The 20,724-nt window shown below is 71.1% G+C and carries 22 protein-coding genes; 8 read left to right on the forward strand and 14 right to left on the reverse strand.

Going from position 1 to position 20,724, the window contains the following annotated elements:
- Positions 1–65: 65 nt before the first annotated feature.
- Complete coding sequence (locus HYQ63_RS11795) at positions 66–470, reverse strand: ATP-binding protein (RefSeq protein WP_179933775.1); 405 nt, start codon at positions 468–470, stop codon at positions 66–68.
- A gap of 113 nt (positions 471–583) precedes the next feature.
- Here HYQ63_RS11795 and HYQ63_RS11800 point away from each other — a divergent pair, with 113 nt between their 5' ends.
- On the forward strand, positions 584–1,363 hold the full coding sequence (locus HYQ63_RS11800) for a helix-turn-helix transcriptional regulator (protein ID WP_257231804.1): 780 nt from the start codon (positions 584–586) through the stop codon (positions 1,361–1,363).
- Positions 1,353–1,697 carry a DUF397 domain-containing protein gene (locus tag HYQ63_RS11805; protein WP_179933777.1) on the forward strand — a complete coding sequence of 115 codons (345 nt, stop codon included), beginning with the start codon at positions 1,353–1,355 and terminating at the stop codon, positions 1,695–1,697. The genes HYQ63_RS11800 and HYQ63_RS11805 overlap by 11 nt, the downstream gene beginning before the upstream one ends.
- Positions 1,698–1,746: 49 nt before the next feature.
- Here HYQ63_RS11805 and HYQ63_RS11810 read toward each other — a convergent pair whose 3' ends face one another.
- Entirely contained in the window at positions 1,747–2,064 is a 318-nt protein-coding gene (locus HYQ63_RS11810) for a hypothetical protein (protein WP_123106810.1), read from the reverse strand.
- A 438-nt stretch (positions 2,065–2,502) separates the two neighbouring features.
- Here HYQ63_RS11810 and HYQ63_RS11815 point away from each other — a divergent pair, with 438 nt between their 5' ends.
- The 3 genes from HYQ63_RS11815 (at position 2,503) to HYQ63_RS11825 (ending at position 5,118) form a co-directional block, all read left to right on the forward strand.
- Entirely contained in the window at positions 2,503–3,036 is a 534-nt protein-coding gene (locus HYQ63_RS11815; RefSeq protein ID WP_179933778.1) for a flagellar hook-length control protein, read from the forward strand.
- 15 nt (positions 3,037–3,051) lie between these two features.
- Positions 3,052–3,108, forward strand: a complete 57-nt coding sequence (locus tag HYQ63_RS45980; RefSeq protein ID WP_106516695.1) for a trp operon leader peptide — start codon at positions 3,052–3,054, stop codon at positions 3,106–3,108.
- 93 nt (positions 3,109–3,201) lie between these two features.
- Positions 3,202–5,118 carry an anthranilate synthase family protein gene (locus tag HYQ63_RS11825; RefSeq protein WP_179933779.1) on the forward strand — a complete coding sequence of 639 codons (1,917 nt, stop codon included), beginning with the start codon at positions 3,202–3,204 and terminating at the stop codon, positions 5,116–5,118.
- 235 nt (positions 5,119–5,353) lie between these two features.
- Here HYQ63_RS11825 and HYQ63_RS11830 read toward each other — a convergent pair whose 3' ends face one another.
- From HYQ63_RS11830 to HYQ63_RS11855, 6 genes are all read right to left on the reverse strand, one after another.
- Positions 5,354–6,889 carry an MFS transporter gene (locus HYQ63_RS11830; RefSeq protein ID WP_179933780.1) on the reverse strand — a complete coding sequence of 512 codons (1,536 nt, stop codon included), beginning with the start codon at positions 6,887–6,889 and terminating at the stop codon, positions 5,354–5,356.
- A 135-nt stretch (positions 6,890–7,024) separates the two neighbouring features.
- The gene (locus HYQ63_RS11835; RefSeq protein ID WP_179933781.1) at positions 7,025–7,696 is read right to left on the reverse strand and encodes a ScbR family autoregulator-binding transcription factor; all 672 of its coding nucleotides are present in this window, start codon (positions 7,694–7,696) and stop codon (positions 7,025–7,027) included.
- 117 nt (positions 7,697–7,813) lie between these two features.
- On the reverse strand, positions 7,814–8,842 hold the full coding sequence (locus HYQ63_RS11840) for a 6-phosphofructokinase (RefSeq protein WP_179933782.1): 1,029 nt from the start codon (positions 8,840–8,842) through the stop codon (positions 7,814–7,816).
- A gap of 166 nt (positions 8,843–9,008) precedes the next feature.
- Positions 9,009–9,695, reverse strand: coding sequence for a response regulator transcription factor (locus HYQ63_RS11845; protein WP_179933783.1), 687 nt, complete (start codon positions 9,693–9,695; stop codon positions 9,009–9,011).
- 16 nt (positions 9,696–9,711) lie between these two features.
- Complete coding sequence (gene macS, locus HYQ63_RS11850; RefSeq protein WP_179939986.1) at positions 9,712–10,941, reverse strand: MacS family sensor histidine kinase; 1,230 nt, start codon at positions 10,939–10,941, stop codon at positions 9,712–9,714.
- A gap of 66 nt (positions 10,942–11,007) precedes the next feature.
- Entirely contained in the window at positions 11,008–11,814 is an 807-nt protein-coding gene (locus HYQ63_RS11855; RefSeq protein WP_179939988.1) for a 1-acyl-sn-glycerol-3-phosphate acyltransferase, read from the reverse strand.
- Positions 11,815–11,940: 126 nt separating this feature from the next.
- On the opposite strand from HYQ63_RS11855, the gene HYQ63_RS11860 reads away from it, so the two are divergent.
- Both HYQ63_RS11860 and HYQ63_RS11865 read left to right on the forward strand, forming a co-directional pair.
- On the forward strand, positions 11,941–12,756 hold the full coding sequence (locus HYQ63_RS11860) for a carboxylesterase (RefSeq protein ID WP_179933784.1): 816 nt from the start codon (positions 11,941–11,943) through the stop codon (positions 12,754–12,756).
- Complete coding sequence (locus HYQ63_RS11865) at positions 12,749–13,480, forward strand: hypothetical protein (protein ID WP_179933785.1); 732 nt, start codon at positions 12,749–12,751, stop codon at positions 13,478–13,480. Before HYQ63_RS11860 ends, HYQ63_RS11865 begins: the two co-directional genes overlap by 8 nt.
- Before the next feature lie 30 nt (positions 13,481–13,510).
- On the opposite strand, the gene HYQ63_RS11870 is transcribed toward HYQ63_RS11865, so the two are convergent.
- The 6 genes from HYQ63_RS11870 to HYQ63_RS11895 form a co-directional block, all read right to left on the reverse strand.
- Complete coding sequence (locus tag HYQ63_RS11870) at positions 13,511–14,296, reverse strand: endonuclease/exonuclease/phosphatase family protein (RefSeq protein WP_179933786.1); 786 nt, start codon at positions 14,294–14,296, stop codon at positions 13,511–13,513.
- A 17-nt stretch (positions 14,297–14,313) separates the two neighbouring features.
- The gene (locus HYQ63_RS11875; RefSeq protein WP_179933787.1) at positions 14,314–15,255 is read right to left on the reverse strand and encodes an ROK family glucokinase; all 942 of its coding nucleotides are present in this window, start codon (positions 15,253–15,255) and stop codon (positions 14,314–14,316) included.
- A 57-nt stretch (positions 15,256–15,312) separates the two neighbouring features.
- Complete coding sequence (locus HYQ63_RS11880; RefSeq protein ID WP_179933788.1) at positions 15,313–15,795, reverse strand: DUF5304 domain-containing protein; 483 nt, start codon at positions 15,793–15,795, stop codon at positions 15,313–15,315.
- A gap of 117 nt (positions 15,796–15,912) precedes the next feature.
- On the reverse strand, positions 15,913–17,265 hold the full coding sequence (locus tag HYQ63_RS11885) for an ArsA family ATPase (protein ID WP_179933789.1): 1,353 nt from the start codon (positions 17,263–17,265) through the stop codon (positions 15,913–15,915).
- Positions 17,266–17,389: 124 nt separating this feature from the next.
- Positions 17,390–17,827, reverse strand: coding sequence for an SRPBCC family protein (locus HYQ63_RS11890; protein ID WP_123100701.1), 438 nt, complete (start codon positions 17,825–17,827; stop codon positions 17,390–17,392).
- Positions 17,828–17,893: 66 nt separating this feature from the next.
- Positions 17,894–18,664 (reverse strand): metallophosphoesterase, encoded by a 771-nt coding sequence (locus HYQ63_RS11895; protein WP_179933790.1) that lies wholly within the window; start codon positions 18,662–18,664, stop codon positions 17,894–17,896.
- A gap of 252 nt (positions 18,665–18,916) precedes the next feature.
- Here HYQ63_RS11895 and HYQ63_RS11900 point away from each other — a divergent pair, with 252 nt between their 5' ends.
- Entirely contained in the window at positions 18,917–20,713 is a 1,797-nt protein-coding gene (locus HYQ63_RS11900) for a long-chain fatty acid--CoA ligase (protein ID WP_179933791.1), read from the forward strand.
- Positions 20,714–20,724 lie beyond the last annotated feature (11 nt).

Genomic DNA, 20,724 nt, shown 5'->3' on the forward strand with positions numbered 1-20,724 from the left:
CCGGACAAGGGTACGGGGTCTTCATCCGTGCCCAGCCCGCCGCCCACGGTGTGAGACGCCCCGCCTCATGCTTTGAGCTCGAACCACACCTTCTTCCCCGGTCGCCCCGTGTTCCGCTCCACGCCCCACGCGTCCGTGACCAGCTCCACCATCGCCAGCCCCCGCCCGTTCTCGTCCCACGGCCCCGCCGCGCGCCTGACGGGCACGACGGACGAGGCGTCGCCGACCTCGACCCGCAGCTTCCCCTCCTGCGCGAGCAGCAGCACGGTGCAGCTCCCGCCGGGCACGTGCTTGATCACGTTCGCCAGCAGCTCGGTCACGGCCAGCCCGGCGGCTTCATCGAGATGCGGCATGTCCCACATGACGAGGAACGTACGGACGATACGTCGGATGTGGCGGGCCGCGTGCGCGGACAGCGTGGTGAAGGTCAGGTGGTAGTGGGGCGGCGGGTACGCAATGTCTTCGTTCACGCCACAAGGGTGGATCCGGACGATTACTGTGGGCTACCTCACGAACACAACGTGCTGGTTGTTGGGGGGCTGTCATGCCGAACATCCGAAAGTTGGACCCGACTACGTCTCCGATGCATCACCTTGGCGCGGAGCTACGCCGATATCGCGAGGCCGCCGGGCTCACGCAGGATCAGTTGGGCGGGAAGGTCTATTGCACGGGTTCGCTCATCGGTCAGTACGAGACGGCTCGGAAGATCCCCACGCGGCGGTTCACGATGCAGCTCGACGACACGTTGGGCACCGGCGGGGCGTTGTTGCGGCTGCTGGAGATGGCGTTGTGCTTCCAGGTACCGCTACAGGCCCAGGAAATCGCCGACTTGGAGGCGGAGGCCACGCAGGCGTACTTCTTCGAGCCATCAGTGGTGCACGGTCGTCTCCAGACCAAGGAGTACGCACGGGAGGTACTGGGCGTCCTCCACAAGGACAGCCTCGACGCCCGGCTGGCGAACCGATTGGATCGTCAACTGATCCTGGAACGGCAGAACCCGGCGCTGATCTGGGTGGTTCTCGGCGAGTCCGCGCTGCATCAGATCGTCGGCAGCCGGGAGATCATGCGAAACCAACTGGCCCATCTGTTGGAGTTCCGCGACCACCGGTCGGTGCACATCCAGGTGCTGCCCTTCGCCGCTGGCGCGCACGCCGGACTTCTAGGCGCGTTCAGCCTCTTCCGCTTCCGCAATAGCCCGGACCTCGCCTTCAGCGAGGATTACGAAGTGGGCCACTTGACCGCCAATCCGGAGGACGTCACCGACCGCACGCTCCGTTACGCTCACCTCCAGGCCGCCGCGCTGTCCATCAAGGACTCGGCCAGCCTGATCGCTCGCGTGATGGAGGACCGCTATGGGCAATGACCCTGTTTCGATAGCCGTACGGTGGCGCAAGTCCAGCTACAGCGCCGACCAAGGCGAATGCGTGGAGTGCGCCCCTCTGGGCGGCGCTACGTGGCGCAAATCCAGCCACAGCAGCGACATAGGCAATTGCGTGGAGGCCGCCCCTCTCGACGGCGCCGCGTGGCGCAAGTCGAGCTACAGCGGAGACATCGGCGGCAGCCAATGCGTGGAGGTCGCCGGGATACCCGGCCGGGTCGCCGTGCGTGACTCCAAGAACCCCGACGGGCCCGTCCTGCTCCTCTCCCCCACCGCCTTCGGCGACTTCGTCACCGCAGCCGCCAACGGCACCCTCTGAACGACCGTGACCGCCACCCCACACACGGGCGGCGGTCACGGACACCGCGTCACTTGCTGATGCGCTCCATGCACAAGGTGAACTGCGGCCTGCCGTTCCGCGTCAGCTGGTACGTCGCGTACTGCGGATCGCAGCTGTAGTCCATCACCTCACGCTGCTTCACCTTGTAGTCCGCGGTGGCGCCACCGCAGTCCACGATGGTGAGGTCCGGGTCGCTCTCGGAGCCCTTGTTCTGGAGGCAGTCACCGACGTCGGCGGAGGACGCGCTGGTGCTGTCCGTGTTGGCCGGGCCGGTGTCGGGGGTGTCGTTGCCCAGCACCCCGTACCAGACACCGCAGAAGATCGCTACCAGGACACCGGCGATCATCTGGATCTTGGTCTTGAGGTTGAAGCGGCTGAAGAAGCCGCGCCGGGGCGGAGGCGGCGGAGCAGGCGTGCCCGGGTAGGGCTGACCGTACGGGTACGGCTGCTGCGCCGGGTAGGAAGGGCTGTGGCCGCTGGGCGGCGGTGCTGACGTGGACAGAGCGGTTCTCCCCGTTGATGAGCATGGCGATGACCGCGCATCAGACCGACGCGCGGGCCCTGTAACTTAACGGCCCCCACCGACAGCCCCGGCGCCCGGGGTGGCCACCTTCAGACCCCGCCCGCATCCCACTCCCCGCGCAAGAGCGGCTATTCGGGCTTCCTGGGACCACTTACGGCCATGCCGTGAAGAAACCGCGATGGAACCGTGCGCTCCTCGGACGCTGTCCGGGTGACCGGCCCGACCGGGCCAGACGTACGACGCCATCCGAAGGAGTGCCCCATGAGGAAGTTGCTCCGCCGCGGTGCCGCCGCCTTCGCGGCCGCCGCCTCGCTCGTACTGATGTCGCTCAACGCCACACCCGCCCAGGCGGACTCGTCGGCCATCCCGTCCGGGATGACGTGGACCGTGCTCGCCAAGGGCGACGGCACGGTCCGGGTGGGCGCCGACTCCACGACCGATCCGTACTACGGCGACACCGTCGCCACCGCGACGCTCCCCATGCTGTGCCTGAGAGTGAACGGCAGCGCGGTGCCGAGCGGGATCACGCCGGACTTCTACGCGGGCTGGGCCCGCGGCACCGTGGCGGCGACGCCGCCCGTGCTGGGCAAGACGCTGACCAGCCGGGCGACGGCGGATGCCATCTGTGCGCAGTACTACGGCGCGGACTGGCGGATGGCCGAGTTCCACGACGGCCGGTACGGCGCCAACCTGGAGGCCAGCGGTGGCTGGTCCTTCTGGGCGTACGGCTACGTCCCGGACGGCACCCGCTTCTGGGCGGCGATCAATGACCAGCCTGCGAACCCGTGGAACTGATGTAAAGTCCTGACCATGTTCGCGCGACTGACCATGACCTGGTGGTGGACCGCTCATCCGGCGGCCCACTGAATCGCGCGCACCCACAGACACACGCGAAGGCCGCCCGAGGGGCGGCCTTCGGCGTTTCCGCGGGTCGTTCCTCCTCTCCGGAAGGAACCCGCCATGCACAACGCAGACGCTTACGCCGTCGTCGCCCGGCTGCTCGCCGACGACTGCCCGCCCTTCGGTCTGCTGCACCGCCGCACCCCAGGACATGCCCCCGACACCGTCGAGGTGCTCATCGGCCCGGCCGGTGAGGTGGAGCGGCTGACCGATATCCCGCTGCCGACCGGGGCGCCGGAGGGCGGCGGGCCGGTGAGCGACGCGCTCGCGCTGGTGCCGTTCCGGCAGATCCGGGAGCGCGGGTTCGACGTACGGGACGACGGGACGCCGCTGGTCGTCCTGCGGCCCGAGACCACGTACGCGCTGCCGCTCGCCGAGCTGCTGGACGCGCTGCCCGCGCATGACGTGCGGGTCGAGGGCGGGCGCTTCGACGTCGGGGACGACGCGTACGCGGAGATCGTGAGCCGGGTCATCGAGGACGAGATCGGCACCGGGGAGGGTGCCAATTTCGTGATCCGACGGACCTTCGAGGGCGAGATTCCAGGCTTCGCGAGTACCGACGCGCTCGCGCTCTTCCGGCGGCTGCTCGCCGGTGAGCGGGGCGCGTACTGGACGTACGTCGTACGGCTGGGCGGCGGGCGGACGCTGGTCGGGGCCAGCCCCGAGGTGCACGTACGGATGTCCGGCGGGACGGTCGTCATGAACCCGATCAGCGGGACGTACCGCTATCCGGAGGGCGGGGCGTCGGTGGACGGGCTGCTGGAGTTCCTGCACGACCCCAAGGAGGTGGAGGAGCTGTCCATGGTCGTGGACGAGGAGCTGAAGATGATGTGCACCGTCGGCGACATGGGCGGCGTCGTGGTCGGGCCGCGGCTCAAGGAGATGGCGCACCTCGCGCACACCGAGTACGAGCTGCGGGGCCGCTCCTCGCTGGACGTGCGGGAGGTGCTGCGGGAGACGATGTTCGCGGCGACCGTCACCGGGTCGCCCGTACAGAACGCGTGCCGCGTGATCGAGCGGTACGAGCCAGGGGGCCGCGGGTACTACGCGGGCGCGCTCGCGCTCATCGGGCGGGACGGCGGCGGCGCGCAGACCCTCGACTCGCCGATCCTCATCCGCACCGCCGACATCGACGGCCATGGTGCGCTGCGGGTGCCGGTCGGGGCGACGCTGGTGCGCCACTCCGACCCGCGGGGTGAGGTCGCCGAGACGCACGCCAAGGCGGCCGGGGTGCTGACCGCGCTCGGCGTGCGGGAGGCGCCCGTACGGTCCGCTACCGGCTTGCGGCCCCGGCTCGCGGACGACCCGCGCGTGCGGGCGGCGCTGGACGCGCGGCGGGCCGACCTGGCGCCGTTCTGGCTGCGGATGCAGGCCGCCGAGCAGCTGCTGTCCGGGCATGCGCTGGTGATCGACGCCGAGGACACGTTCACGTCGATGCTGGCGCATCTGCTGCGGACGGCGGGGCTGACGGTGACGGTGCGGCGATACGACGAGCCGGGCGTCCGGGAGGCCGCCCTGACGCACGACGGGCCGGTCGTGCTCGGCCCCGGGCCGGGGGATCCTGGTGACGCGGCGGACCCCAAGATGCGGTTCCTGCGGGGGCTGACGGCGGAGTTGGTCGCCGGGCACCGGCACGGGCTGCTGGGTGTGTGCCTGGGGCACGAGCTGATCGCGGCGGAGCTGGGGTTGGAGATCGTGCGGAAGGATGTGCCGTTTCAGGGGGCGCAGGAGCGGATCGACTTCTTCGGGCGGGAGGAGACGGTGGGGTTCTACAACACGTTTGCTGCGCGGTGCGATGAGGGGGTGGAGGCGGAGTTGGCGATGCACCGGGTGGAGTTGAGCCGTTCGCCGTCGACCGGGGAGGTGCATGCGCTGCGCGGGCCTGGCTTTGCGGGCGTTCAGTTCCACCCGGAGTCGGTGTTGTCGTTGGACGGGGCGGTGGTGGTGGCGGAGCTGCTCGCTGCGGTGCGCGTGTAGTTCCCCACCCCCCCTTCCCGAACCGGGGCTCCGCCCCGGACCCCGCTCCTCAATCGCCGGAGGGGCTGGAAGTGGGGCACGTCCGCCCCTGGGCCCGCTGCGGGGGCTCCGCCCCCTGCACCCCCGCTCCTCAAACGCCGGAGGGGCTGGGGTGTACCCCCGGCAGTGCGCCCCCGCGAGGGCGACGCCCGTGCCCTCGGGAGGGCACGGGCGTTCGCGTCCGCCGGGCGGGGTGTCAGCTGCTCGCTCCGGCGAGCCGGTCCGGCGTGTCCTGTGCCGCTTCACCGGGCTGCGGCTTCGGCGTCGGGGCCGGGCCCTTGGGGGGCCGCATCAGGAAGACCGCGAGGATGGCGGCGGCCACGACACCGGCGGCTCCGGCCACGAAGCTCGCCGACATCGCGCTGGTGAACGCCTCGTGCGTGGCGGCGACCAGGGGCTTGTCCCCGGTGGAGGCGGCCACGGCGAGCGCGTCGCCGATGGAGTGGCGAGCGGCCTCCGGGGCACCGCTCGGCATGTGACGGGTGAAGGTGCTGGAGAGGACGGCACCGAGGACGGCGACGCCGAGCGCGGCACCGGCCTGCTGAACGGTGTCGTTGAGCGCGGAGCCCACCCCGGCGTGCTCGTCCGGGATGGCGCCCATCATGGCCGCCATCGCCGCCGGCATCGCCAGACCGCTGCCCGCCCCCATCAGACACATCGCCGCCGCAGGCACTCCCCAGCCGCTGTCCGTGGTCATCTGCGACAGCAGCCCGAAACCGGAGGCGATGACCAGCAGGCCCACCACCGCCATGAGCCGATTTCCGGTCTTGGCGAGCAGGGCGGCACTGATGCTGTTGAACGCGAGGGTGGCGACGGCCAGCGGGGTGAAGGCGAGACCGGTCTCGGTGGCGCTGTAGCCGAGGACGAACTGGAGGTACTGGGTCAGCACCAGCATCAGACCGCCGTTGGCGAGCGTCAGCAGGACCAGCGAGAAGCTGGCCCCGGTGAAGACGCGGTCGCGGAACAGCGACAGCGGGATCATCGGGGACGCGGAGCGGGTCTCCCAGACGGCGAAGGCGACCAGGCTGACGACGGTGACGGCGAGCGAGACCTGCGTGCCCAGGTGGGCCAGGCCGCCCTTGGGGAACTCGATGATGGTCCAGATCAGGGCGGTCATGCCGACCATGGAGAGGACCATGCCGAGCGGGTCGGCCTTGCGCCACGGTCCCTTGGACTCGGGCATCAGGGCGAGCGCCGCGATGATCGCCAGGACCGCGATGGGGATGTTGATCAGGAACACGACGCCCCACCAGAAGTGGGCGAGGAGAAGGCCGCCCAGGACCGGACCGCCGACCAGACCGACCATCGCGACCGCGCTCCAGGCGGCGATCGCCTTCGGCCGCTCGGCGTCATCGAAGACGGTGATGAGGATGGACAGCGTGCTCGGCATCACCAGCGCGCCGCCGAGGCCCATCAGGACCCGGCCCAGAATCAGGGCGCCGGGCGTGGTGGCCTCCATCGCCACCACCGAGGCCGCGCCGAACAGCGCGAGCCCGATGATCATCACCTTCCGGCGGCCGAACTTGTCGGAGAGGCTTCCGGCGGTCAGCAGCAAGCCGGCGAAGACCAGCATGTACGAATCGAGGATCCACTGGAGGTCCTGGGCACCGGCCTTGAGGTCCTCGGCGATCGTCGGTATCGCCACGGTGAGGACCATGTTGTCGATGACCAGCACAAGCGTACTGAGACATAACACGATGAGAATGAGCCAGCGACGCGGATGACGATCCATTTCCAACCCCTCGGGATGTGGTGAGCCCAACGGCGGGCTCGGCCGACACCCAGAAAACATACCAGCATCCTGGTTTTTTTCTACCTCCCAGAAAAGCGGGGCCCACCGGCCCCGCTTCGGGTCACTCCCCCGCGTTCACCGCCCCGACTCCCGTCGGCGCATGGCGGCTTCGTACACCCGCGGCCCCCGCTCCGGGGAGAAGTCCATGCGGACCAGGACCCCGGGCACGGCGATGGACGGCATCAGGTGCCGGTAGAGGTCGGCCACCCGCTCGGCCAGGTCCGCCCGCCCGGTCATGATCCGCGAGAAGACCTGGAGACCGGTGAAGGCACCGACGAACAGTTCCGCGAGCGGGGCGACCTCGACATGGGGCAGTATCTCGCCCCTCAGCTTGGCCTCGCCGAAGAGGGACCGCGTGCGCTCGGTCCACGCCTGCATCGGCACCCGCCGGTTGAGGTGATCCTTGGGCGACCCCTGGTCCACGGTGAGGCGTATGCTGCCCCGGACGATGGGGTCTCCGGTGCCCTTCTTGAGCAGATGGGACAGCAACAGCGCCTCGTCCACCGACTCCTGGAGCTTCACCTCCTGCTCCGGGACGGGCGGGAGCAGCGAGACCTGCTCCGCGAGGATCGCCTGGGCCAGCTCCTCCTTCGACGTGAAGTGGAAGTAGAAGGCGCCCTTGGTGACCCCCGACCCCTTCAGTACGTCGGAGATCGTCGCCGCCTCGTACCCGAGCTCGTCGAAGACCTCGGCCGCGGCGACCAGAATCGCACGCCGCGTCCGAATGGCCCGCTCCTGCTGCGCCACAAGCGCCCTCCGTGCCAGACCGTCCCGGAATGAAAAAGAGACTAAACGGTCTGTATTTTACCAGCGGCCGCGAGCGGGTCCTCCCGCCGGGGCGGCGCCCCGGCGGGAGCAGCGGGGTCAGCCGAAGAAGACCTCCGCCTCCGCGTACAGCGACGGGTCCACCGTCTTGAGGCGGGCCGTCGCCTCGGCCAGGGGGACGCGGACGATGTCCGTGCCGCGCAGGGCGACCATCGTGCCGAAGTCCCCGTCCCGCACGGCATCGATCGCGTGCAGACCGAAACGGGTGGCGAGCCACCGGTCGAAGGCGCTGGGGGTGCCGCCGCGCTGCACGTGGCCGAGGACGGTCGTACGGGCCTCCTTGCCCGTGCGCCGCTCGATCTCCTTGGCCAGCCACTCCCCGATACCGGAGAGCCGGACGTGGCCGAAGGAGTCCAGGGACTCGTCCTTGAGGACGGCATCGCCGTCCTTCGGCATCGCCCCCTCCGCGACGACCACGATGGGCGCGTAGCGGATCTTGAAGCGGGATTCGACCCAGGCGCAGATGCGGTCGAGGTCGAAGCGCTGCTCGGGGATGAGGATGACGTTGGCGCCGCCGGCGAGTCCGGCGTGGAGGGCGATCCAGCCCGCGTGGCGGCCCATCACCTCGACGACCAGGACCCGCATATGGGATTCGGCGGTGGTGTGGAGGCGGTCGATGGCCTCCGTGGCGATGTTCACCGCGGTGTCGAAGCCGAAGGTGTAGTCCGTGGCGGAGAGGTCGTTGTCGATGGTTTTGGGGACGCCGACGCAGGCGATGCCGTAGTCGCCGGAGAGCCGGGAGGCGACGCCGAGGGTGTCCTCGCCGCCGATGGCGATGAGCGCGTCGACCTCCTGCTTGGCCAGGCCCTCCTTGACCCGGCGGATGCCGTCCTCGCTGTTGAAGGGGTTGGTGCGGGACGAGCCGAGGATGGTGCCGCCGCGCGGCAGGATGCCGCGTACCGCGCGGATGTCGAGGGGAACGGTGTCGTTCTGGAGGGGACCGCGCCAGCCGTCCCGGAAGCCGACGAAGTCGTAGCCGTATTCCTGTACACCCTTGCGCACGACGGCGCGGATGACCGCGTTGAGACCGGGGCAGTCACCGCCGCCGGTCAGCACTCCGACCCGCATCCTTTTCATCCCTTCTGCCGCTGAAATCCCGAGATTGGGCCCGATACGAGGGCCACGCTAACGGTGATCCAGGTCACAGGGGATGGGGCGAAAAGCGATTCCTGTGTTCACCAAGGGAGTTGGGAGGGAAGTTCACCCGTTCGAGCGGCAGGGCGGCGGACGGGGCTCAGGCGTCGTCCAGCCCCGCCTCGATGGCGTACCGCACCAGCTCCACCCGGTTGTGCAGCTGGAGCTTGCCCAGCGTGTTCTGGACGTGGTTCTGCACGGTGCGGTGCGAGATCACCAGACGCTCGGCGATCTGCTTGTACGAGAGCCCCTTGGCCACCAGCCGCAGCACCTCCGTCTCCCGCTCGGTGAGCTGCGGGGCGACCGGCTGGTCGGCGGTGGCGGGGGCGGGCTCGCTCGCCAGCCGCCGGTACTCGCCGAGCACCAGACCCGCGAGGCCCGGGGTGAACACGGCGTCGCCGACGGCGGTGCGGCGCACCGCGTCGATCAGCTCTTCCGTACTGGCCGACTTCACCAGATAGCCGGTGGCGCCGGACTTGACCGCCTCCAGGACGTCCGCGTGCTCACCGCTCGCGGAGAGCACCAGCACCCGCAGCTTGGGGTGGGCGGCGACGACCTCCTTGCAGACCTCGACGCCGGGCAGCCCGGGCAGGTTGAGGTCGAGCACCAGGACATCGGGCTCGGCGGCCTTGGCCCGGCGGACCGCCTGCGGGCCGTCCCCGGCGGTGGCCACCACGTCGAACCCGGCCTCGGACAGATCGCGGGCGACGGCGTCGCGCCACATCGGGTGGTCGTCCACCACCATCACCGTCACCGGCCGCTCGGCTTCCCGGACGTCGTCGGTCATCGTGCTGTCGTTCCCTTCATGTCCGGTCCTTCGCGTTCAGCGCGGGTTTCGGAACCGTCAGCTCCACCTCGGTGCCCTGGCCCGGCGCCGAGATCCACTCGGCGGTGCCGCCGAGGTCGCGCAGCCGCCCCCGGATCGACAGGGCGACGCCGAGCCGCCCTTCCCGCTCGGCGTCGGCGAGCCTGCCCTCGGGGATGCCGGGCCCGTCGTCCCGTACGGTGACCATCACCGCGTTCGGCTCGTCCTCCAGCAGGATCCAGGCCCGGGCGCCGTCGCCCGCGTGCACCCGCACATTGTCCAGCGCGGCACCGACAGCGGCCGCCAACTCCCCCGCCGCGGCGGCCGGGAGGACCACCGGGGCGCCGGGTTCGGAGAAGGTGACCTGGGATCCGGCGTGCGGGGCGATCAGGGCCCGCAGATCGCAGGGTTCGGCGGCGTCCTCCGGCAGGGCGTCGGCGCAGGCGGGAACGGGATCGGGCGGCGATGCCGGGTCCGTGGCGTCGTCAAGGTCGTGGCGGTCGTCGGGCGCGGCGCGCGGCGGGGTGACCAGACCGGTGGCCACCAGCGAGCGCAGCGCGATCTCCTGCTCCCCCGCCATCCTGCCCAGTTCGGCCGCCTCGCCGCCGATCGCGGCGCCCCGCCGCTGCACCATGGCCAGCACCTGGAGCACGCTGTCGTGGATGTCGCGGGCCAGCCGCTCGCGTTCGCGGGTCGCCGCCTCGATGCGCAGCGCGCGGGCCAGGGTGCGTTCACTGGCGCGGGCGACCTCCACGACGTACCCGATGGCCACGCTCGCCACCCACACCAGCATCAGCATGTGGACGGTGTCCTGGGCGAACCCGCCGCGCTCGATGATGTTGGCCGCGCACACCACGGTCGACGCCCACGCGGCCCACCGCCAGCCGCCCTTGATGGCGAAGCCGAGGACCGCGCCCGCCGTCCATATGGAGGGCAGCGTGGGCGTGCCCTCCGCGATGCGGTCGTGGGTGTCGACCAGCGGGGTGAGCAGGATGCCGGTGATCGCCACCGCCAAATCGCCGATCAGGAAGCGCCGGGTGCAGCGCTCGGCCGAGGAGACCATGCGGAAGGTCAGCGCCGTCCACACGGTCAGCACCGCCATATAGGCGGCGGCGCCCAGCGGACGGTCGTAGTCGTGGAAGGAGTAGACGAAGAGACAGAGCGCGTAGATCAGCGTGAGCACCCGGTAGGCGGTCAGCGCATGCCACAGCGGCTGCTCCACGGACATGCGTACGACACGCTCGCGCTTGGGCTGTAGCGCCAACTTCCCCCCACCCCCGGGCCCGGCGCGACGTTACGCCCCGGTCTTGTCCTTGTCCGTGCTCTCGGCGTCCGTGTTCTCGGCGTCCGTGCTCTTGTCCGTGCCCTTTTCGGCGGCCTTCTCGGCCTTCTCGGCCTTCTCGGCCTTCTCGGCCTTCTTACGGGCCGCCTCCGCGTCCGCGATCTGCCGCTTGGCCGCGGTCGCGTAGATGTCGACGTACTCCTGGCCGGACAGCTTCATGATCTCGTACATGACCTCGTCGGTCACCGAGCGCAGGATGAAGCGGTCGCCGTCCATGCCGTGGTAGCGGCTGAAGTCCAGCGGCTTGCCGATCTTGATGCCGGGGCGCATCAGCTTGGGCATCACCTTGCCCGGCGGCTGGATCTTCTCGGTGTCGATCATCGCGACCGGGATCACCGGCGCGCCCGTCGCCAGCGCGACCCGCGCCAGACCGCCGGGCTTGCCGCGGTAGAGGCGGCCGTCCGGCGAGCGCGTGCCCTCCGGGTAGATGCCGAACAGCTCACCGCGCTTGATGACCTCGATCCCGGCCTTGATCGCGGCCTCGCCCGCGCCCCGGCTGCCCGAGCGGTCCACCGGCAGCTGGCCGACGCCCTTGAAGAACGCCGCGGTCAGCCTGCCCTTGATCCCCGGAGTGGTGAAGTACTCCTGCTTGGCGATGAAGGTGACCTTCCGGTCGAGCATCGCGGGCAGGAAGAAGGAGTCGGAGAAGGAGAGGTGGTTGCTCGCGAGGATGGCCGGCCCCTCGTCGGGGACGTTCTCCAGTCCCTCCACCCAGGGCCGGAAGGCGAGCTTCAACGTCCCACCCACCGACAGCTTCATTGCACCGTAGAACAACCGAGAACCTCCTGTATCCGACGAGGAGACCTTAACCTGCCTACCCCCGGTGGGGCGCGCCGCGTACGCTGAGGTCCCGTTGACCGCTTCACCACCGAACGGAGATCCGTGGTGCCGCTCCTCCCCGGAGCCGAGCCGTTCCGCCACGACGGCGGAGAGATCGGCGTCCTCGTCTGTCACGGCTTCACCGGTTCGCCGCAGTCGGTGCGTCCCTGGGCCGAGCACCTCGCCCGGCGCGGACACACCGTCGCGCTTCCGCTGCTCCCCGGCCACGGGACCCGCTGGCAGGATCTCGCCGTCACCGGGTGGCAGGACTGGTACGCCGAGGTCGACCGGGAGCTGCGGGCGCTGCGCGAGCGGTGCTCCCGGGTCTTCGTCTGCGGGCTGTCGATGGGCGGCGCGCTCGCGCTGCGGCTGGCCGCCCAGCACGGCGCGGAGATCAGCGGCGTCGCCGTCGTGAACCCGGCCAACCGGATCCACGATCCGCTGGCCGTGGCCCTTCCGGTGCTGCGTCATCTGGTGCCCTCCGTCAAGGGGATCGTGAGCGACATCGCCAAGCCGGGTTCCCAGGAATCGGGATACGACCGGATGCCGCTGCACGCCGTGCACTCGATGCGCCGCTTCTACCGGGTGGTCGACGCCGAACTGCCACAGGTGACCCAGCCGCTGCTGGTGATGCACAGCCCGCAGGACCACGTGGTGCCGCCCGCCGACTCCGAGCGCATCCTGAGCCAGGTCTCGTCCCGGGACGTCACCGAGCGGCGGTTGGAGCGCAGCTACCACGTGGCGACGCTGGACTACGACGCCGAGTTCATCTTCGAGGAGACGGACACGTTCATCACCCGGCTGACCGCGGGTATGGGAGAGGACACCGGGGCGCATCCCGGGGACGTCGGCGGGAAGGAGGGGGCGGCGGCCAGTGGCTGAGCGCGATTCGAACGAGAATGAGGCGGGGGCGCGCCGGGACGACGACGCCGCCTTCGCGGCGATCGTCGCCGCGTACGGGGAGGAGCCGCCGGACCCGCCGGGTGCGGAGCGGTGGCCCGTCGCCGAGAACCTGACCGAGAAGTGGGGCCGCGAGGACGCCCACCGCGAGGACCGGCGCGACGACCGCCGCGACGACCCGCTGGCCGAGCTGGACGACGGGCTGGACGACCGGTTCGAGGGCCGTTTCGAGGACGACTTCGACCCCGACGTCGAGGACGACCGCAGGAGCGCGACGCCCCCGGACACCCTCACCAAGCCCGACAAAAGCGACCAGGCCGACAAGGGTGACCCGGACGATGCGGCCGACAAGGGCGACAAGCCCGTCGGCAGCTTCATCGTGTTCGCGCCGGGCGTGGGCCCGCGCGACTGGGATGCCGCGGAGTCCTCCGAGGAGGACTTCGACGAGACCGACGAGGGCCACTTCGTCCCGCCCGAGCCGCCGCCGCTCCCCGAGTCCGACACCACGTCCCGGTTCGCCTGGCTGGGCGTGCTGGGCGGGCCGCTGCTGCTGCTCGGCGTGGTGCTGTTCCAGGTGGAGCTGACCTGGTGGATCACGACGCTGGGCGTCGGCGGCTTCCTGGGCGGCTTCGTCACGCTGGTGATGCGGATGCAGGACAGCGACGACGAGGAGGACGACGACCCGGGGCGCGGCGCCGTCGTCTGACGCTTCCGTCCAGCGGAAGGCTCGGCGGTCCTACGCGGACGCCGCGGCCACGCGGGGCAGCCGGAGCGCGGCCAGGACCGGAAGGTGGTCCGTGGCCGCCCGCAGATCGGCGTCGCCGACACCGGGCAGCCCGGACGGCACCCCACAGCCGATGATCTCGATGCCGTCGGACGCGAACACCGCGTCGATGCGGCGGCGCGGATCACCCGGGTCGAAGGTGGCCTCGCTCCCCCACGGCTCGGTGGCCCAGCCGTCCCGCAGCGTCCCGGCGATGCGGCGGAAGGCGCGGCCGTCGGGCTGCTCGTTGATGTCCCCGGCGGCGACGGCGTACGGCACGTCGAGCGCGGCGACCCGGTCCAGCAGCATCCCGGCCTGGTCGTAGCGCTCGGCCGCGGCCAGGCTCAGATGGCAGCTGACGACGCCGAGGCGAATACCGTCATCGTCCCGGTGGCCGCCGCCGAAGCGCAGTACGGCGGTGGCGAAGCCACGCCGGTGCAGGCCGGGGACGCGGGGCAGCAGGATGTCCTCGGCCCGCTCGACCTGGGCGCGCAGCGAGGTGAGGATCATGGGGCCGGTGGCGGTGGCCCCGCCCGTGGCGTAGACGAGGCCGGTCTCGCGGGCCAGCCGGGCGACGGCCTTGCGCCAGCGGAAGAAGCGCGGCGCCTCCTGGACGCAGACCACATCGGGGGCGCAGGCCCGGATCACCCGGGCAAGCGCCTCGCGGTCGTCGCGCAGTGAGCGGATGTTGTAGCTGAGCACCCGCACCACGGCCGCGTCCGGGCCGGTGGTGGAGGCGGGCAGATCCGCGAGCACCACGGTCCCCCCTCTGGCCGTCAGCCCTGGCGGGCGAGGTCGGCCGCGCCGACCAGCCCGGCCTTGCCGCCGAGCTGGGCGGCCAGCACCTGGGCGTGCGGCCGCCACTGGTTGCCGACCAGCCAGCGGCGGAACGACTTGCGGATCGGCTCCAGGACGAGATCGCCCTCGTCGGAGACCCCGCCGCCGACGATGAACGCCGAGGGGTCGAAGAGCGAGGCGAGGTCGGCGAGCCCGGCCCCGGCCCAGCGGGCCAGCTCGCGGAAGGAGTCGATGGCGACCGGGTCGCCCTGGCGGGCGGCGTCGCTGATGTGCTTGCCCTGGATGTTCTCGGCGGTGCCGTCGCCGAGGCCGAGCAGGACCTCGGCGTTCTCCGGGGTGGCGGCGGCGCGCTGCTTGGCGTAACGCACCAGGGCGCGGCCGGAGGCGTACTGCTCCCAGCAGCCCTGGCTGCCGCAGCCGCACAGCAGACCGTCGGGGACGACCCTTATGTGGCCGAACTCGGCCGCGACGCCGAAGCGGCCGCGGTGCAGCTTGCCGCCGATGATGATGCCGCCGCCGAGGCCGGTGCCGAGCGTGATGCACACGACGTCGTCGTGGCCCGCCCCGGCGCCGAACCGGTACTCGCCCCACGCGGCCGCGTTCGCGTCGTTCTCGACGACGACGGGCAGGCCGACGCGCTGCTCGACCTTGTCCTTCAGCGCCTCGTGCCGCCAGTTGATGTTGGGCGCGAAGAGCACCGTGGCGCGCTTGTCGTCCACGTAACCGGCCGCGCCGATACCGACCGCCTCGACGTCATGCCCGGCGCTGACCTTGCGCACCGCGTCCGCGATGGCGTCGACGACTCCCTCGGGGGTCGGCGGGGTCGATACCTTGCTCGTTTCGAGAATCGAGCCCTCTTCGTCGACCACGCCAGCCGCGATCTTCGTGCCGCCGATGTCGACGCCGATGGTGAGTCCCATGAGTCCCTCAGTTATTTGGTCGAACCCCGCCACGGCTAACGGTACCGGAGGTAGTGCTCAATCGAGGTCGATGTGTTCACTACTCGAACTCTGACCTTCGTCTCCGGGAGACGCGCCCCCGTCGTCGCCACTCCGGGTCCAACGCTCCTCCTGGCCCGTCACGGCGGCGCGATAGGCGGCGAGCAGTTCGCTTCCGGCGCTGGCGAGATGCTCGAATACGTCGGGATTGCGCTCTATGACCGGCTCAACGGCCGCCTTCGCCCCTGCGATCAACTGTTGTACGGCCCCCTCCACCGCCGTACCGGCGAGCGGGGTCTGGAGCCCGGCCAGCTTCTCCGCGACGGCGTCGGCCAGCTTGCGCAGCTCCTCCGCGGCGCTGCCCGGCTCCTCACGGCCCGCGCCGCCCTCCCGGGCCCGCCGCCGTTCCTTCTCGGCGGCCAGGTCCTCGGCGCAGGCGCGCTCCCAGGCGTCGGGGTCGATCTCGGTGACCGGTACGTCGGTGCCGGGGCTGTCGGCGGGGCGCTCGGTGGCATCGCTCATGGCGAACTCCTGCGGCGGGGAGGCTGGCTGTCCGGTTCGTTCGTTCAACCGGACTTGCTCTCGACGTTACCGGAACGACGGGCCTCGGTCAGAGCCCGCGGAGGGGCGTACGGGAGGTCAGGGCCGCTTCGGCCACAGGTCGGGGTCCGGGGTGAAGCGGACCTGGAGATGGCCGTCGCGCAGCCCGGCCCCGGAGACCGTGCAGCGGCGCAGCGCGGACGGCAGCGGCAGCACACGGTGGAACGGTCCGACCGTGACGATCAGTTCGTCGCCGCGCCGGACCAGGCCCAGCCCGTCCCGGGAGGCACCGGGAAGCGGCAGCCGCCACAGCAGCACCCCCTCGTCGGCCAGCCGGTCCTCGACGGTCCACGGGTCGGCCGCGGGGCGGTCCGGCCGCGGGTCGGGCGCCCCGACGGGACCGGCCAGCGCGCCCAGCCCGGCGGCCGGTCGGGGCCCGCCGCCCCCGCCGGAGACCACCACCCCGGAGACCACCCCGGGGGCGTCACCGGGGCCACTGTCGGCGGTGTCGGCGGCATCGGTGGCGTCCCCGAGGCCCTGCGGATCGCGGCCCAGATGCGGCAGCTCGCGGACCGGCACGGCCGGCGCCCACTGCTCGTACAGCTCCTTCAGCGCGGCCTGCTGCTGCCCGGAGAGCGCCCCGAGCCACGGGTCGGGGGTGCCGGTGGGCAGCAGCCGGTTGGCGACGACCGACTCCACGCGGCAGCCGTGCAGCGCGAGCCCGGCGCGGGCGGTGCGCAGCGCGCGGTCGGCGAGCGGCCCGGGCTCCACCACCACCCGTACGGTCGTGGCCTCCGACTCCAGGACGCCCTGGACGGCGGCCAGCTCGCGCTCCCAGCGCTCGGCGGTCTCGTACAGCTTCTGCGCGGGCATCGGCATCCCGGCCAGCTGCGCCAGCATCGGCCGCAGCGCGCGGGCCGCCTGCCGCTCGGCGGGCAGCAGCCGCCGCAGATAGCGGCGCAGCTGTTCGGGCAGGGCGAGCAGGGCGACGGTCTCCGGCGCGGGCGGCAGGTCGACCACGAGGACGTCCCAGCCGGTGCCGGGCGGGGCGGTCTGCGCGGCGCGCAGCGCCCGCAGCAGCGCGACCGACTCCACGCCGGGGAGCGCGGTCAGCTCCTCGCCGTCCAGCGGGGTCGAGCCCAGCATGTCGAGCATGCCGCGGCCGCGGTCCTGGAGGACGGTCAGCTCGTCGCGGAACCACTCCTCGGTCACGACCCGGGCCGCCCACAGCCCGGGGATCAGCGCGACGGGTACGGACCACGGCAGCCGGTCGGCGCTGCGCCCGGGCGCGCCGCGCAGCGGGCCGATGCCGAGCAGTGCCTCGGGCGTGCCGTCCCGGTCCGCGGTGAGCAGCAGGGTGCGCTGTCCCTCGCGGGCGGCGGCGAGGGCGGTCGCGGCGGCCACGGTGGTGCGGCCCGCGCCGCCCGTACCGGTGACGAGGACCGTACGCATGAAGAGAGCCTCCGGCAGGGTGGTACGTGGGTGTGCGGCGCGGCTCCCGGTGGCCGCCCCCGCCGGAGCGTACCCCGCCACCGGCCCGCGCCCCGCCCGATGGCGGCCGCGCGCCGATGGGCGGCTACGCTGCCTCGACGCGCTTCTTCAGGCCCGCGAGCGCCCGGTCGATGATGACCTTCTCGGCCTTGCGCTTGATCATGCCGAGCATGGGGATCTTCACGTCGACGGTGAGCTGGTACGTCACCTCGGTGCTCTTGCCGCCGTCCAGCGGGGCCAGCCGGTAGGAGCCGTCGAGGGTGCGCAGCATCTGGGACTTGAGCAGGGACCAGCTGACCTGGTCGCCGCTCCAGGTGTACTGGAGCGTGTAGTCGTCCTTGATGGCCCCGGCGTCGAGCACCATCCGTACCTGCTCGCCGCGCCCCTGCCCGTCCTTGGTGAGGATGTCGGCCTCCTTCACCTCACCGGACCACTCCGGGTAACGGTCGAAGTCGGCGATCACTTCCATCACGTCGGCCGGGGCCGCCTCGATCGTGATGCTCGAGCTGGTGTGTTCCGCCATCGCCGTGGCTCCTCCGTACCGGTCCGCCGCATGGGGTGTCTGCCGGTGAAGGCTATCGCGGGTGGGTCACCACTCCAGGGTCCAGGGGGTCCCGGAGGAGGCGAAGTGTCCGACGTTGACGCATTCGGTGGCGCCGATCCGCATGCGGCGGGCGAGCGGCTGGTGGACATGGCCGAAAAGCGAATAGCGGGGCCGGAGGGTGTGGATCGCGTCCAGCAGCGCCTCGCTGCCGCGCTCGAAGCGGCGGGCGACGGTGTCGTAGCAGAGGTCCGGCACCTCGGGCGGGATGTGGGTGCACAGCACGTCCACCTCGCCGCGGCCGCCGAGCGCCGCGATCTTCTCGGCGTACGCCTCGTCGTCGATCTCGTACGGGGTGCGCATCGGGGTGCGCAAGCCCCCGCCGACGAAGCCGAAGACGAGACCGCCGATCTCGACCCGCTCGCCGTCGAGGATCGTGGTGCCGGGTTCGGCGTATTCAGGCCAGAGCGCCGGTATGTCGACATTGCCGTAGGTGGCGTACGTCGGGGCGGGGAAGGCGGCGAACAGCTCGGCGTATTGCCTGCGTACGGCGGACTCGATGGCCGCGTGGCGGTCCATCCCGTCCCACAGCCGGTTGCCCAGTTCGCGGGCCTCCTCGAAGCGGCGGGCGGTGCGGAGTTCGACCAGGCGGTGGGCGTTCTCGACGCCGAAGAGGTCGGGGAAGATGCCGCGGGAGTGGTCTGCGTAGTCCAGGAAGAGGACGAGGTCGCCGAGGCAGATCAGGGCGTCGGCCCCGTCTCCCGCCTTCCCCAGATCCTGACTGTTCCCGTGCACGTCACTCACCACGTGGACTCGCATGCGTGTCACCCTAAGACCTGTGACCATCCGTCCGTAAGGTGTTCCGTTCGCAGTGACCCGCGTCCACCTGCGGTTCCTTCCGGGCCCCGGTGGCGGTCGACTAGTCTGCGGGCAGCATGAGGGCGGTGTGTGACGCATAAAACATCTGTACGGAAACCCCTATCCCACAGCCATACCGATGGGTAACGTCCGGGCAGTCCAGCACCCCCCATTGCCCTGTAGCGGCGCCGGCGCCCACGAGGAGCAGCAGTCTTGCGCGAGTTCAGCCTTCCGGCCCTGTACGAGGTTCCGGCCGACGGCAATCTGACGGACCTCATCCAACGCAACGCGGCGCAGCACCCGGATGTCGCGGTGGTCGGCCGCAAGGTCGACGGCCGGTGGGAGGACGTCACCGCGGCGGACTTCCTGGCCGAGGTGCGCGCCGCCGCCAAGGGCCTGATCGCGGCCGGGGTGTCGGCGGGCGACCGGGTCGGCCTGATGTCGCGCACCCGCTACGAGTGGACGCTGCTGGACTTCGCCATCTGGAGCGCGGGCGCCATCACCGTGCCGGTGTACGAGACGAGTTCACCGGAGCAGGTGCAGTGGATCCTCAGCGACTCGGGCGCGGTCGCGGTCCTCGTCGAGACCGGTGTGCACGAGGCGGCCGTGGAGTCCGTGCGGGACACCCTGCCCGAGCTGAAGCACGTCTGGCAGATCGAGGACGACGCGATCGGGACGCTGGGGACGCTGGGTTCGGACGTCAAGGACGAGACGGTGGACGAGCGCTCCTCGCTCGCCAACGCGGACTCCCCCGCCACCATCGTCTACACCTCGGGCACCACCGGCCGCCCCAAGGGCTGTGTCCTGTCGCACCGCAGCTTCTTCGCCGAATGCGGCAACGCGGTGGCGCGGCTCAAACCCATCTTCGCCACCGGTGACTCCTCCGTGCTGCTCTTCCTCCCGGAGGCGCATGTCTTCGGGCGGTTGGTGGAGATTTGCGCGGTCCTGGCGCCGATCAAACTCGGGCACGTTTCGGACATCAAGACGCTCACCGATGAACTCGCCGCGTTCCGGCCGACCTTGGTGCTGGGCGTCCCGCGCGTCTTCGAGAAGGTCTACAACTCGGCGCGGGCCAAGGCCCAGGCCGAGGGCAAGGGAAAGATCTTCGACAAGGCCGTCGACGCCGCCATCGCCTACAGCAAGGCGCTGGACACCCCGGCCGGGCCGTCCTTCGGACTCCGGCTCAAGCACAGGGTCTTCGACCGGCTGGTCTTCAGCAAGCTGCGCGCCGCGCTCGGCGGCCGCGCCACCCACGCCATCTCCGGCGGCGCCCCGCTGGGCGAGCGGCTCGGCCACTTCTACCGGGGCATCGGCTTCACGGTGCTGGAGGGGTACGGCCTGACCGAGTCCTGCGCGGCCACCACCTTCAACCCGTGGGACCGGCAGAAGATCGGCTCGGTCGGCCAGCCGATGCCGGGCACGGTGGTCCGCATCGCCGACGACGGCGAGGTGATGCTGCACGGGGACCATCTGTTCACGGAGTACTGGAACAACGAGGCGGCGACGGCGGAGGCGCTGGCCGACGGCTGGTTCCACACCGGGGACGTCGGCACCCTCGACGAGGACGGCTACCTCACCATCACCGGCCGCAAGAAGGAGATCATCATCACCGCGGGCGGCAAGAACGTCGCCCCCGCTGTGATCGAGGACCGCATCCGGGCGCACGCCCTGGTCGCCGAGTGCATGGTCGTCGGCGACGGCCGCCCGTTCGTGGGCGCGCTGATCACCCTGGACGAGGAGTTCCTGCCCCGCTGGGCCGCCGAACACGGCAAACCGGACGGTGCGACGGCGGCCGAACTGCGCGAGGACGCCGATCTGCTGGCCGAGATCCAGACGGCGGTGGACGACGGCAACGCGGCGGTCTCGAAGGCGGAGTCGGTGCGGAAGTTCCGGGTCCTGACGCAGCAGTTCACCGAGGACTCGGGGCATGTGACGCCCTCGCTGAAGCTCAAGCGGAACGTGGTGGCGAAGGACTTCGCGACGGAGATCGAGGCGCTGTACGGGGGCTGAGCCCGCGCTGC

Source organism: Streptomyces sp. Rer75, assembly GCF_013414305.1.
In the GTDB taxonomy this organism is placed as follows: domain Bacteria; phylum Actinomycetota; class Actinomycetes; order Streptomycetales; family Streptomycetaceae; genus Streptomyces; species Streptomyces himastatinicus.